Annotated in this window: 14 protein-coding genes; 8 read left to right on the forward strand and 6 right to left on the reverse strand. The window is 71.4% G+C overall.

Features of this window, described 5'->3' with window-relative positions:
- Window positions 1–103 precede the first annotated feature (103 nt).
- Genes CG723_RS17155 through CG723_RS17180 form a run of 6 tightly spaced genes read left to right on the forward strand, consistent with a single transcriptional unit; the run spans window position 104 to window position 4,534 of the window.
- Entirely contained in the window at window positions 104–1,141 is a 1,038-nt protein-coding gene (locus CG723_RS17155) for a PhoH family protein (RefSeq protein ID WP_100594261.1), read from the forward strand.
- Between the two features lie 10 nt (window positions 1,142–1,151).
- Window positions 1,152–1,649 (forward strand): rRNA maturation RNase YbeY, encoded by a 498-nt coding sequence (gene ybeY / locus CG723_RS17160; protein ID WP_100594262.1) that lies wholly within the window; start codon window positions 1,152–1,154, stop codon window positions 1,647–1,649.
- Entirely contained in the window at window positions 1,646–2,929 is a 1,284-nt protein-coding gene (locus tag CG723_RS17165) for a hemolysin family protein (protein WP_100594263.1), read from the forward strand. The genes ybeY and CG723_RS17165 overlap by 4 nt, the downstream gene beginning before the upstream one ends.
- A 4-nt stretch (window positions 2,930–2,933) precedes the next feature.
- The gene (locus CG723_RS17170; RefSeq protein ID WP_100594264.1) at window positions 2,934–3,287 is read left to right on the forward strand and encodes an MmcQ/YjbR family DNA-binding protein; all 354 of its coding nucleotides are present in this window, start codon (window positions 2,934–2,936) and stop codon (window positions 3,285–3,287) included.
- A 43-nt stretch (window positions 3,288–3,330) separates the two neighbouring features.
- Window positions 3,331–4,152 (forward strand): helix-turn-helix transcriptional regulator, encoded by an 822-nt coding sequence (locus CG723_RS17175; protein ID WP_100594338.1) that lies wholly within the window; start codon window positions 3,331–3,333, stop codon window positions 4,150–4,152.
- A 28-nt stretch (window positions 4,153–4,180) separates the two neighbouring features.
- On the forward strand, window positions 4,181–4,534 hold the full coding sequence (locus CG723_RS17180; RefSeq protein WP_100594265.1) for a cytidine deaminase: 354 nt from the start codon (window positions 4,181–4,183) through the stop codon (window positions 4,532–4,534).
- A 58-nt stretch (window positions 4,535–4,592) separates the two neighbouring features.
- On the opposite strand, the gene CG723_RS17185 is transcribed toward CG723_RS17180, so the two are convergent.
- On the reverse strand, window positions 4,593–4,931 hold the full coding sequence (locus tag CG723_RS17185) for a P-II family nitrogen regulator (protein ID WP_100594266.1): 339 nt from the start codon (window positions 4,929–4,931) through the stop codon (window positions 4,593–4,595).
- Window positions 4,928–6,250, reverse strand: coding sequence for an ammonium transporter (locus tag CG723_RS17190; RefSeq protein ID WP_100594267.1), 1,323 nt, complete (start codon window positions 6,248–6,250; stop codon window positions 4,928–4,930). The genes CG723_RS17185 and CG723_RS17190 overlap by 4 nt, the downstream gene beginning before the upstream one ends.
- A gap of 166 nt (window positions 6,251–6,416) precedes the next feature.
- Between CG723_RS17190 and era the strand changes: the two genes are divergently transcribed.
- A complete protein-coding gene (era, locus tag CG723_RS17195; protein ID WP_199841793.1) occupies window positions 6,417–7,379 on the forward strand; it encodes a GTPase Era in 963 nt (320 codons plus the stop codon).
- Window positions 7,380–7,492: 113 nt separating this feature from the next.
- Here the strand turns inward: era and CG723_RS17200 are convergent, their stop codons facing one another.
- On the reverse strand, window positions 7,493–8,326 hold the full coding sequence (locus tag CG723_RS17200) for a helix-turn-helix transcriptional regulator (protein WP_100594268.1): 834 nt from the start codon (window positions 8,324–8,326) through the stop codon (window positions 7,493–7,495).
- Between the two features lie 128 nt (window positions 8,327–8,454).
- On the opposite strand from CG723_RS17200, the gene CG723_RS17205 reads away from it, so the two are divergent.
- Window positions 8,455–9,309: an NAD-dependent epimerase/dehydratase family protein gene (locus CG723_RS17205; RefSeq protein WP_100594269.1), complete on the forward strand. Its 855-nt coding sequence runs from the start codon at window positions 8,455–8,457 to the stop codon at window positions 9,307–9,309.
- Between the two features lie 23 nt (window positions 9,310–9,332).
- Here the strand turns inward: CG723_RS17205 and CG723_RS17210 are convergent, their stop codons facing one another.
- From CG723_RS17210 to CG723_RS17220, 3 genes are all read right to left on the reverse strand, one after another.
- Window positions 9,333–10,580, reverse strand: a complete 1,248-nt coding sequence (locus CG723_RS17210) for an MFS transporter (RefSeq protein ID WP_100594270.1) — start codon at window positions 10,578–10,580, stop codon at window positions 9,333–9,335.
- Window positions 10,577–11,917 (reverse strand): GH1 family beta-glucosidase, encoded by a 1,341-nt coding sequence (locus CG723_RS17215; RefSeq protein WP_100594271.1) that lies wholly within the window; start codon window positions 11,915–11,917, stop codon window positions 10,577–10,579. The genes CG723_RS17210 and CG723_RS17215 overlap by 4 nt, the downstream gene beginning before the upstream one ends.
- A gap of 65 nt (window positions 11,918–11,982) precedes the next feature.
- Window positions 11,983–12,249, reverse strand: coding sequence for a protealysin inhibitor emfourin (locus CG723_RS17220; protein ID WP_100594272.1), 267 nt, complete (start codon window positions 12,247–12,249; stop codon window positions 11,983–11,985).
- Window positions 12,250–12,263 lie beyond the last annotated feature (14 nt).

Below are 12,263 nucleotides of genomic sequence, written 5' to 3' on the forward strand. Positions count from 1 at the left end.
TACGGCGTTGTCGGTGCACCGTCGTACCCTGGGCAGTGCAAGGCTGTCGACGCGGGCGCGAGCCCCCGCACGAGGAGGATGAGCAGGCCTTCAGTGCCGGCCCATGACTCAGACACCCACCGCTCAGGCGCGAGCGCATTTCACGGTCCCGGCGAACCACCCCATGGTGACCGTCCTCGGATCCGGCGACGCGCTCCTTCGCGTGATCGAGAAGGCCTTCCCGGCGGCCGATATTCATGTCCGGGGCAATGAGATCAGCGCTGTGGGCGACGCGACGGAAGTCGCCCTCATCCAGCGCGTGTTCGACGAGATGATGCTGGTGCTCCGCACCGGACAGCCGATGACGGAGGACGCAGTGGAACGCTCGATCGCCATGCTCAAGGCGAGCGAGAACGGGGAGGGTGACGGCCAGGAGACCCCGGCCGAGGTTCTCACTCAGAACATTCTCTCGTCGCGGGGCCGGACCATCCGTCCGAAGACCCTCAACCAGAAGCGCTACGTCGACGCCATCGACAAGCACACCATCGTCTTCGGTATCGGTCCCGCCGGTACGGGCAAGACCTATCTCGCGATGGCCAAGGCCGTGCAGGCCCTGCAGTCCAAGCAGGTCAACCGCATCATCCTGACGCGGCCGGCCGTGGAGGCGGGCGAGCGGCTCGGATTCCTGCCGGGCACGCTGTACGAGAAGATCGACCCGTATCTGCGCCCCCTGTACGACGCGCTGCACGACATGCTCGACCCCGACTCCATCCCCCGCCTGATGGCGGCGGGCACGATCGAGGTGGCGCCGCTGGCGTACATGCGAGGCCGCACGCTGAACGACGCCTTCATCATCCTGGACGAGGCGCAGAACACGAGCGCCGAGCAGATGAAGATGTTCCTCACCCGGCTCGGCTTCGACTCGAAGATCGTCGTCACCGGTGACGTGACGCAGGTCGACCTGCCGAGCGGCACGAAGAGTGGTCTGCGGCAGGTCCAGGACATCCTGGAGGGCCTCGACGACGTCCACTTCTCGCGGCTCACCTCCCAGGATGTCGTCCGGCACAAGCTCGTCGGCCGTATCGTCGACGCGTACGAGAAGTACGACAGCCAGCACGGCACCGAGAACGGCTCGCACCAGGGCCGCGGCAGAGGGAAGTAGCAAGCACCGCATGTCGATCGACGTCAACAACGAGTCCGGAACCGAGGTCGACGAGCAGGCGATCCTCGACATCGCCCGCTACGCGCTCGCGCGGATGCGCATCCACCCGCTCTCCGAGCTCTCGGTGATCGTCGTGGACGCCGACGCCATGGAGCAGTTGCACGTGCAGTGGATGGACCTGCCGGGGCCCACGGATGTCATGTCGTTCCCGATGGACGAGCTGCGGCCGCCGTCGAAGGACGACGAGGAGCCCCCGCAGGGTCTGCTCGGCGACATCGTGCTGTGCCCGGAGGTGGCGAAGAAGCAGGGCGAGGACGCCGACACGCAGCACTCCATGGACGAGGAGCTCCAGCTGCTCACCGTGCACGGGGTGCTGCACCTGCTCGGTTACGACCACGAGGAGCCCGACGAGAAGGCCGAGATGTTCGGGCTTCAGGCGGCCATCGTGGACGGGTGGCGGGGTGACAAGGGCCTGACCGGTCCGTCCCCCGCGCCCACCGTGTCATGAGTCTTTCGCTCGTCGCGGGCGCCGTCGCCCTCGTCGTGGTCGCCTGGCTGGCGGCCTGCGCCGAGGCCGGCATCGCCCGCACCTCCAGCTTCCGCGCCGAGGAGGCCGTCCGGTCCGGGCGGCGCGGCAGCGACCGGCTCGCCCAGGTGGCCGCCGACCCGACCCGCTATCTGAACGTGGCGCTGCTGGTCAGGGTCGCCTGCGAGATGGCCGCCGCGTCCCTGGTCACGTACGCCTGCCTCCAGGAGTTCGACGCGACCTGGGAGGCGCTGGCCGTCGCCATCGGCGTGATGGTCCTCGTCTCGTACGTGGCGGTGGGCGTCTCGCCCCGCACCATCGGACGGCAGCACCCGCTGAACACGGCCACGGCCGCCGCGTACGTGCTGCTGCCGCTGGCCCGGATCATGGGGCCCATTCCGCCGCTGCTCATCCTCATCGGCAACGCCCTGACCCCCGGCAAGGGGTTCCGGCGCGGGCCCTTCGCCTCCGAGGCCGAGCTGCGCGCCATGGTCGACCTCGCCGAGAAGGAGTCCCTCATCGAGGACGAGGAGCGCCGCATGGTGCACTCCGTCTTCGAGCTGGGAGACACCCTGGTCCGCGAAGTCATGGTCCCCCGCACCGACTTGGTCGCCATCGAGCGTTACAAGACGATCAGGCAGGCGCTCACGCTGGCCCTGCGGTCCGGGTTCTCCCGCATCCCGGTCACCGGCGAGAGCGAGGACGACGTCGTCGGCATCGTGTATCTCAAGGACCTCGCCCGCAAGACGCACATCAGCCGGGACGCCGAGAGCGAGCTCGTCTCGACCGCGATGCGGCCCGCCACGTTCGTGCCCGACACGAAGAACGCGGGCGACCTGCTCCGCGAGATGCAGCAGCTGCGCAACCACGTGGCCGTCGTGATCGACGAGTACGGCGGCACCGCGGGCATCGTCACCATCGAGGACATCCTCGAGGAGATCGTCGGCGAGATCACCGACGAGTACGACCGTGAACTCCCGCCCGTGCAGGACCTCGGCGACGAACGCTTCCGGGTGACCGCCCGCCTCGACATCGGCGACCTCGGCGAGCTGTACGGCATCGAGGAGTACGACGACGAGGACGTGGAGACCGTCGGCGGGCTCCTCGCCAAGGCGCTCGGCCGGGTGCCGATCGCGGAGGCCTCGTCCGTCGTCGAACTGCCCGACGGGCGCAAGCTGCGGCTCACCGCGGAGTCCGCCGCGGGCCGGCGCAACAAGATCGTGACCGTGCTCGTGGAGCCGGTGGGCGAAGAGGGGAAGTGACGTCGTGACGCCGCAGGAGCTGCGCGCCTTGTGTCTGTCGTTCAACGCGGCCGTCGAGGAGTTCCCGTTCAACCCCGACACGTCCGTCTTCAAGGTCCTGGGCAAGCTCTTCGCCCTGACGAACCTGGACGCGCGGCCCCTCACCGTCAACCTCAAGTGCGACCCCGAGGACGCGGTGCGCCTGCGCGGCGACCACGAGGCGATCGTGCCCGGCTGGCACATGAACAAGCGGCACTGGAACACCGTGACCGTCGCCGAACTCCCGGACAGGATGGTCCGGGAGCTCGTGGAGGACTCGTACGACCTCGTGGTCGCCGGCCTGCCGAGGGCCGAGCGCCTCAAACTCGACCGTGGCTGACGACGCCGACGCGTACCGCCGGCGGGAGCTGCGCGAGTTCCTGATGAACCGCCGCGCCCGGGTCACCCCCGCGCAGGCCGGCCTCCCCGACGGCGGGGCCCGGCGCCGCACACCGGGGCTGCGCCGCGAGGAGGTCGCCGTCCTCGCCGGGGTCGGCGCCTCCTGGTACCAGTGGCTGGAGCAGGGCCGCGACATCTCGGTGTCCCCGCAGGTCCTCGACGCGGTCGCCCGCGTCCTGCGCCTGTCCGGCGCCGAGCGGCGCCATCTGTACGTCCTCGCCGGCCTCAACCCGCCGCCCGCGTCCGCGGACCCGGCCGCCGTGGGCCACGACGACGGCCTGCGCCGCATCATCGACACCTGGATGCCGTACCCGGCGCACATCGTCGACCCGTACTACAACTGCGTGATGTACAACGACGCGGCCGCGACGGTCCTCAACATGCGGCCCGGCAACACGCAGAACTGCGTCCTCGACTTCTTCACCGACCCCGTCTACCGCTCCCGGAGCGTCAGTTGGGAGCGGAACGCGGCGACGGTCGTGGCCCAGTTCCGGGCGGCCTGCTCCGAGTACCCGGGCGACGAGGGATTCCAGGAGGTCGTCGCGGCGACGAAGGCGGCGAGCGCCGAGTTCGCAGAGCTGTGGGAGCGGCGCGACATCGAGGCGGCCGGACAGATCCGCAAGGAACTCACGCACCCCGTGGCGGGCGTCCTGCACGTCGAGTCGACGGCCCTGAAGGTGCCGGCCAGGCCCGACCTCACGATCATCCTGCACACGCCGCTGCCGGAGGCGGACACGGCCGCGAAGCTGGAGTGGCTGGCGACGCCCGAGGGGCGGCGTGGGGCCATGTACCCCGTTGCCGGGTGAGCGTGACGGCGTTCCCTATGCTCACCCCATGACTGAGAGCAACGACCTCACCGCCGAGGACCGCAAGATCGTCACGCTGGCCCGCAGCGCCCGCGCCCGCAACGGTGTGCCCGAGGGGGCCGCCGTGCGGGACGAGACGGGGCGTACGTACGTGGCGGGGACCGTCTCGCTGGACTCCCTGAAGCTTTCCGCCCTGCGTACCGCTGTCGCGATGGCCGTGGCGTCGGGGGCGCAGTCGCTGGAGGCCGCCGCCGTTGTCTCCGACGGCTCGGAGGTCGGCGGGGAGGATCTGGCGGCGGTGCGGGATCTGGGGGGCGCGGGTACGCCGGTGTTCCTCGCGGGGACCGACGGCGTGGTGCGTGGGGCCGTGGCCGCCGGCTGAGACATTCAGCCCGTCCGGCGTCTGAGGACCGGGGTCCGGGGCGGAGCCGCGGAGTTGCCTACAGCGCGTCCGGCCCCCGCTCGCCCGTCCGTACGCGCACGACCGTCTCCACCGGGACCGCCCACACCTTGCCGTCGCCGATCTTCCCGGTCTGCGCCGCGCGCACGATCGCGTCGATGACCGGGTCGAGGTCCGCGTCCTCGACGACGACCTCGATCCGGACCTTGGGGACGAGGTCGATCCGGTACTCGGCCCCACGGTAGACCTCGGTGTGGCCGCGCTGGCGCCCGTAACCGCTGGCCTCCGTGACGGTCAGGCCCTGCACGCCGAGCTCCTGGAGCGCGGTCTTCACCTCGTCCAGGCGGAACGGCTTGACGATCGCGGTCACGAGCTTCATGCGGAGGGCTCCTTCGGCGGGGCGGAGTGGGCGGTGTGCTGGGCGGTGTGTCCGGCGTGGACGCCGTGATCGTAGGCGGTCTCCGCGTGCACCGTCTGGTCGAGGCCCGTCAGCTCGTCGTCGGCGGAGGCCCGGAAGCCCATCGCCCGGTCGATCACCTTGCCGATCCCGTACGTCACCAGGAACGTGTACGCCGCGACGGTGAGCACGGCGACCGCCTGCCTGCCGAGCTGCCCGAACCCGCCCCCGTAGAACAGGCCCTCCTTGCCGCCGGTCATCGTGGCCGTCGCGAACAGGCCGATCAGCAGGGTGCCGACGACACCGCCGACGAAGTGCACACCGACGACGTCCAGCGAGTCGTCGTAGTCGAAGCGGAACTTCCACGCGACGGCGTACGAGCAGACGACGCCCGCCACCAGACCCACCACGCAGGCGCCCAGCACGCCGACCACGCCGCACGCCGGGGTGATCGCGACCAGGCCGGCGACCGCGCCGGACGCCGCGCCGAACGTCGTGGGGTGACCGTCGCGCTTGTGCTCCACGAAGAGCCAGCCGAGCAGGCCGGTGCAGCCCGCGATCAGCGTGTTGAGGACGGACGCGGCCGCCAGGCCGTTCGCGGCGAGCGCCGAGCCGCCGTTGAAGCCGAGCCAGCCGAACCAGAGCAGACCCGCGCCCGTCATCACCATCGGCAGGTTGTGCGGGCGCATCGATTCCTTCCTGAAGCCGAGACGCGGGCCCAGGATCAGGCACAGGGCCAGACCGGACGCGCCCGAGGCGATCTCCACGACGAGGCCGCCCGCGAAGTCGAGCCCGCCGAGGGACTGCGAGATCCAGCCGCCGGGACCCCACACCCAGTGCGCCACGGGAACGTATACGAGCAGCGTCCACACCGGTACGAACACCAGCCAGGCCGCGAACTTCGTGCGGTCCGCGACCGCGCCGCTGATCAGCGCGGCCGTCAGGAACGCGAAGGTGAGCTGGAAGGTGGAGAACAGGAACGTGGGGACCGTGCCGGTCATGCTGTGCGGGCTGATGCCCGCCATGCCCGCGTGCGCCAGACCGCCGATGAGGCCCGCGAACGCGTCGTCGCCGAACGCGAGCGAGTAGCCGGCGACCAGCCAGACGACGGTGACCAGCGCGATCGACACGAACGACATCAGCAGCATGTTCAGGACGCTCTTCGTGCGGACCATGCCGCCGTAGAAGAGGGCCAGGCCCGGCGTCATCAGCAGGACGAGCGCGGTCGCGGCCAGCAGCCACGCGGTGTCGCCGGTGTCGAGGCCGGTGGCGGCGGCCAGCGGCGCGTTCTCGGTCTGCACGGGGGTCTCCTCGGGCGTGGGGGCGGACGACGAGCCTCACCGTCGCGCGTTTCCGTTCGCTGACCCGCGCGTTTCCGCGGTGTTTCGTGTTGCGCGGGGGTTTCCGGAGCCTCACGACGGACCGGCTTGCCCCGCAGGTGCGGCAGGGCGCGGTGGATCAGGGACAATGGGCGCCATGAGCGTTCGTACCCAGTCATCCGAGCCGTCCGGGGAAGCGTCCCACCGGGCCGGCTTCGCCTGCTTCGTCGGCCGCCCCAACGCGGGCAAGTCCACCCTCACGAATGCTCTGGTCGGCAAGAAGGTCGCGATCACCGCGGACCAGCCGCAGACCACGCGGCACACGGTGCGCGGCATCGTGCACCGGCCCGACGCCCAGCTGATCCTGGTGGACACCCCGGGCCTGCACAAGCCGCGCACGCTGCTGGGCCAGCGGCTCAACGACGTCGTGCGCACGACGTGGGCCGAGGTCGACGTCATCGGCTTCTGCCTGCCCGCGAACGAGAAGCTCGGCCCCGGCGACCGCTTCATCGCCAAGGAGCTCGCCTCCATCAAGAAGACGCCGAAGGTCGCGATCGTCACCAAGACCGACCTGGTCGACAGCAAGCAGCTCGCCGAGCAGCTCATCGCCATCGACCAGCTCGGCAAGGAGCTCGGCTTCGAGTGGGCGGAGATCGTGCCCGTCTCGGCCGTCGGCGACAAGCAGGTCGGCCTGCTCGCCGACCTGCTCGTCCCGCTGCTGCCCGAGGGCCCCGCGCTCTACCCGGAGGGCGACCTCACGGACGAGCCCGAGCAGGTCATGGTGGCGGAGCTGATCCGCGAGGCCGCGCTCGAGGGCGTGCGCGACGAGCTGCCGCACTCCATCGCCGTCGTCGTCGAGGAGATGCTGCCGCGCGAGGACCGCCCGGCGGACCGGCCGCTCCTCGACATCCACGCCTTCGTCTACATCGAGCGCCCCAGCCAGAAGGGCATCATCATCGGCCCGAAGGGCAAGCGCCTCAAGGACGTCGGCATCAAGTCCCGCAAGCAGATCGAAGCGCTCCTCGGTACCCCCGTCTTCTTGGACCTGCACGTGAAGGTCGCGAAGGACTGGCAGCGCGACCCGAGGCAGCTGCGCAAGCTGGGCTTCTAGGCTGCGTATCGGGTGCGGGCCCGTGCGGCTCGTGCCTCGGGGCTCCGCCCCGGACCCCGCTCATCAAACGCCGGAGGGGCTGAACGTGCGGGACCCGCGCAGGTCCCGTGCCCTCACGGCGTGCTCGGGGTCAGGTCCTGGAGGCCCACGACCCGCAGCAGTTCCAGGCGTTCGTACGTCTCCGTGCCCGGCTGGGCCGAGTGCACGACGAGTTGCTGGTCGTGGCCGTCGCTGAGCAGTACCTCGCAGTCGAGGTCGAGGGCGCCGACCACGGGGTGCAGGAAGCGTTTCGGTGACGGGCGGCGTACGACGACGTCGTGCGACTGCCACAGCTCCTCGAACTCCCGTGATCCGGCGCGCAGTTCGGCCACGAGCGCGGCCGGGCCCGGATCGTCGGGGCGGGCCGCGGCGACCGCCCGCAGGCTCGCCACGTGGGCGCGGGCGTGCGCCTCGTGGTTCTCGGGCGGGAACATGGGCCGCGTCGCCGGGTTCGTGAACCAGTCGCGGATCACGTTCCTGCCGGTGTGGTCGCCGGTCAGGGCCACCGACATCGTGTTCTGGGCGAGCATCTCGCCCCAGTCGCTGATCACCGACGCCGGTAGATCGTGCAGCCGGTCCAGGATCAGCAGCAGCCCCGGTCGCACATGCCCCGAGGAACGGCCGGGACGGGGCGGCTCCTCGCCCGCCAGATGGAACAGATGGTCCCGCTCGGCGTCGTTGAGCCGCAGCGCGCGGGCCAGCGCGGTCAGCATCTGCCGGGACGGATGGGAGCCGCGGCGCTGCTCCAGGCGCGTGTAGTAGTCCGTGGACATCCCGGCGAGCTGCGCCACCTCCTCGCGGCGCAGCCCCGGCGTGCGGCGCCGCGGGCCCGCGGTCAGGCCCACGTCGGAGGGCGCCAGGCGGGCGCGGGAGCGGCGCAGGAAGTCGGCGAGTTCGGCTCGGTTCACCCCTTCAGGATCGCTCGGAACCGTCCTCGTAACCAGGGAGCGCCAGTCCCCGGACAACCGCGTCTCTCCCGCCGCGCCCGCCACTCGCGCAGGCTTCAGGCATGGCTACGAAACACGAGGAGGCGGCCATGCTGACACTGGTGACAGGTGCGACGGGCAAGGTCGGACAGCGGTTCGTGCCGCGACTGCTGCAGAGCTCGGCGCCGGGCGACCAGGTGCGGGTGCTCGTAAGGGACGCGGCACGCGGTGAGCGGTTCGCCGCACTGGGCGCGGACGTGGTGGTCGGCGACTTGCGGGACGCGGACGTGCTGGGCAAGGCGACGGCCGGGGCGGACGCCGTGGTGAACGTCGCCGCTGCCTTCCGCGGAGTGCCCGACGAGGAGGCGCGGGCGGTCAACAGGGACGCCGCCATCGAGCTGGCCCGGGCCTCCGTGGCCTCGGGCGTGCGGCGGTTCGTGCAGGTCAGCACGGGTCTGGTGTACGGCTCCGGGCGCGGCAGGCGGCTGGTCGAGGACGACGAGACGCTGCCGGGCGGCCCTCTGTGGGGCACCTACCCCGAGTCGAAGTGGGAGGCGGAGCGCGCGCTGCGGGCGATGGACGGCCTCGACGACCTGCGCATCGCCCGGCTGCCCTTCGTGTACGGCGACGGGGACTCGCACCTGGCCGACGTGACGCAGTACGCGCAGAACTGGCCGGCCATGCAGCGCCTGCACATGGGCCACCACGCGGATGTGGCCCAGGGTCTGCAACGCCTCCTGTACGCGCCGGGAGCGCACGGCGTCTACAACATCGCCGACGACGCCCCGGTCACGATGGTCGACGTCCACCAGATCAACGGCGTGCCGGTGCCGCCGGAGGCGTACGACAAGGTGGACCCGGACCCCTGGGCCGGCGTCATGTCGACGGCCCGCATCCGCCGCGAACTGGGCTTCCGCCCGTTCTTCCCGTCCGTCTGGACGGCCCTGGACGCCGGCGCGCTGTAGAGCCCACGGGCAGAGCCCACCGGTCAGGCCACCGACCGGATCCGCCGCACCAGGAGCGCCCCCACGAGCCCGATCACCGCAGCCACCAGGTACAGGACGCGGTAGCCGCCGAGATACGTCACGATCGGCGCGGCGAGCGCGGGTGCGGCGACCTGGGGCAGCGAGTTGGCGACGTTGATGACGCCCAGGTCCTTGCCCCGGTCCATGGCCTTGGGCAGGACGTCCGTCATCAGCGCGAAGTCGACCGAGGTGAAGACGCCGAAGCCGATGCCGAGGACCGCCGCCGCGACGATCGCGCCCGGCCAGGTCTGCCAGCCGGCCAGCGCGGCTGTCGCCACCGCCATCAGGACGCCCGACCAGATCACGAAGGGCTTCCGGCGCCCCAGCCGGTCGGAGGCGACCCCGGCCACGACGACGGTGCACAGCAGGGTCACGCCGTTGACGGCGGTGAGGATCAGCACGCCCTGGTCGGGGTCGCCGTAGTGCAGGCGGTCGCGCAGGTAGTAGAGGAGGTACAGGAGGACCAGCGCGTTGCTGAGGTTGATCAGGAAGCGGGTCAGCCAGGCCCAGCCGAGGTCGGGGTGGCGGCGGGGGCTCAGCCAGAACCCGGCCAGGAAGGTCCGCCAGGCCCACGGCGGCCGGTCCGCCGGGGCGAGCCGCAGGTCCGGATGGCGCAGCACGTACGGCAGGACGCCCACCAGGGCGAACACCGCGCACGCCGTGTACCCGGCGCCGACCCCGCCCACGACGGTCGCGAGCCCCGTGCCGACGACCACGCCCAGGATCTGCGCGGCCCCCAGCCAGCCGCCCACCGCGCCCCGCTGGAGCCGCGGCACCCGGTCGGGCACGGCCGCCGTCACCGCCGCGAACGCCGCGTTCAGCGTCAGCTGCACCAGGCACCAGCCGGCCGCCATCGTCCACACGGACCCGGCGCCCGCCAGTAGGAGCAGCGCGCACGCGCCGCCGCCCGCGCCCGCCACGATCCAGGGCGTGCGCCGCCCGAACCGCGACACCGTACGGTCCGAGAGCGCGCCGAAGAAGGGGTTCGCGGCGAGCGACACCACGGCGCCCACCCCGGTCACCCACGCGAGCAGCGTCTCCTTGGACATGCCGGTGCCGGGCGCGAAGTCCTCGGCCTGGAGGGCGAGCAGGATCTGCAGGGGTCCGTACCAGCCGACCCAGATCGCCCCGTTGGCCAGCGACAGCGCGGCCGTCCAGCCGCGCCCGACCCGCTCGACGGGCTCGTCGAGCGCCGCGGCGGCGGCCGTCATGCGCGCTGCGCCCGCAGTACGTCCCGCAGCCAGTGGTACGACGCCTTCGGCGTGCGCTCCAGGGTCGCGTAGTCGACGTGGACGAGGCCGAAGCGGCGCGCGTAGCCCTCCGCCCACTCGAAGTTGTCCATCAGCGACCACACGAAATAGCCGCGCACGTCGACCCCGGCCTCAAGGGCCCGGTGCAGGGCCCGCAGATGCCCGTCCAGGTACGCGATCCGCTCCTGGTCGTCGACTCCCTCGTAACTGCAGCCGTTCTCGGTGATGACGAGGGGCGGGAGCCGGTCGCCGTAGCGGTCGCGGAAGGCGAGGAGGAGCTCGGTGAGCGCTTCGGGGACCACCGGCCAGCCGAAGTCCGTGACGGGATATCCCTCGATCTCCCTTGGCGAGAAAGGGAGTTCGGGCGGCAGGGTGAGGCCGGAGAACTCCGTCGCGTCGCCGGAGGTGAGCGGCGCGCCCACCTTGGTCGGCTGGTAGAAGTTGATCCCGTACCAGTCGACGGGCTCCGCGATCACCTTCAGATCGGCGTCCACATCGCCCGGCATCAGGTCCCCGATGCCCTCCGGGTAGGCGCCGAGCAGCAGCGGATCGGCGAAGAGCCGGTTGAGAAGCACGTCGTAGAAGTCCGCGGCCTCGCGGTCGGCCGGGTCGTCGGAGGCGGGCCAGGTCGGGCCGTGCGAGTTCGCGATCCCGATGTCCGTGGCGCCGGCCGCGCGCAGCGCCCGTACGGCGAGGCCGTGGGCGAGGAGCTGGTGGTGGGCCGCGGGCAGCGCGTCGAACAGGAGCTGCCTGCCGGGCGCGTGCTGGCCGAGCGCGTGGCCGAGCAGGGTGTGCTCGGCGGGCTCGTTGAGGGTGATCCACTTCTGTACGCGGTCGCCGATCCGGTCCGCGACCCGGACCGCGTAGTCCGCGAAGAGCGACGCCGTGTCCCGCCTCAGCCAGCCGCCCGCCTCCTCCACGGACAGCGGGGTGTCCCAGTGGAAGAGCGTCGGCACGGGCTGTACGCCCGCCGCGCACAGCGCGTCGACGAGCCGGTCGTAGAAGTCGAGGCCGCCGGGCGACAGGACCCGCGGCCAGGAGACGGAGAAGCGGTACGCCCCCGCCCCGAGCCCCGCGATCAGGGCCACGTCCTCGCCGTAGCGGTGGTAGTGGTCGCAGGCGACGGCGGCCGTCGAGCCGTCCTTCACCCGCCCCGGCTCTGCCGCGAACGCGTCCCACACCGAGGGCAGGCGCGCGTCGACGGCGCCCTCGATCTGATGGGCCGAGGTGGACACGCCCCACAGGAAGTCGTGCGGGAACTGAGGTATCGGTTCGCTCGCTGCCATGCGCGCGATCATCCGTACCGGCGGTAACGGAAGTCAACGCCCGTGCGGCAAAAGGTCGTTGCGCCCCCGAAGTGCCGCTACGCCCCTTCCTTCAGCACCCGCGAGATCAGCCCCCGCTGCTCGTCCGTGAGCCGCGGATCCGCGCAGTACACGGTCTTCCCGTCCACCGTGATCGTGTAGCTGAACCCGTCCGGCACCCCCACCGGCGGCGTGCCCCGGCCCCCGGCCAGCGCCTGCTCGGCCAGGGCATGCCACTCGTGGGCGTCGGCGCGGCCCGAGGTGTCGACCTCGGCCCGCCGCTCGATCCCGGCGAATCCTCCGGTACGGATGACCTGAATACGCATGGGACCTGTCTACT

This window comes from Streptomyces sp. CB01635 (assembly GCF_002803065.1).
In the GTDB taxonomy this organism is placed as follows: domain Bacteria; phylum Actinomycetota; class Actinomycetes; order Streptomycetales; family Streptomycetaceae; genus Streptomyces.

Bases quoted from the DNA above. Each gene is read 5' to 3' on its own strand.
- CG723_RS17155 (WP_100594261.1), top strand. From the start codon at position 104: ATGACTCAGACACCCACCGCTCAGGCGCGAGCGCATTTCACGGTCCCG.
- ybeY (WP_100594262.1), top strand. From the start codon at position 1,152: ATGTCGATCGACGTCAACAACGAGTCCGGAACCGAGGTCGACGAGCAG.
- CG723_RS17165 (WP_100594263.1), top strand. From the start codon at position 1,646: ATGAGTCTTTCGCTCGTCGCGGGCGCCGTCGCCCTCGTCGTGGTCGCC.
- CG723_RS17175 (WP_100594338.1), top strand. From the start codon at position 3,331: ATGAACCGCCGCGCCCGGGTCACCCCCGCGCAGGCCGGCCTCCCCGAC.
- CG723_RS17180 (WP_100594265.1), top strand. From the start codon at position 4,181: ATGACTGAGAGCAACGACCTCACCGCCGAGGACCGCAAGATCGTCACG.
- CG723_RS17185 (WP_100594266.1), bottom strand. From the start codon at position 4,931: ATGAAGCTCGTGACCGCGATCGTCAAGCCGTTCCGCCTGGACGAGGTG.
- era (WP_199841793.1), top strand. From the start codon at position 6,417: ATGGGCGCCATGAGCGTTCGTACCCAGTCATCCGAGCCGTCCGGGGAA.
- CG723_RS17205 (WP_100594269.1), top strand. From the start codon at position 8,455: ATGCTGACACTGGTGACAGGTGCGACGGGCAAGGTCGGACAGCGGTTC.
- CG723_RS17210 (WP_100594270.1), bottom strand. From the start codon at position 10,580: ATGACGGCCGCCGCCGCGGCGCTCGACGAGCCCGTCGAGCGGGTCGGG.
- CG723_RS17215 (WP_100594271.1), bottom strand. From the start codon at position 11,917: ATGATCGCGCGCATGGCAGCGAGCGAACCGATACCTCAGTTCCCGCAC.
- CG723_RS17220 (WP_100594272.1), bottom strand. From the start codon at position 12,249: ATGCGTATTCAGGTCATCCGTACCGGAGGATTCGCCGGGATCGAGCGG.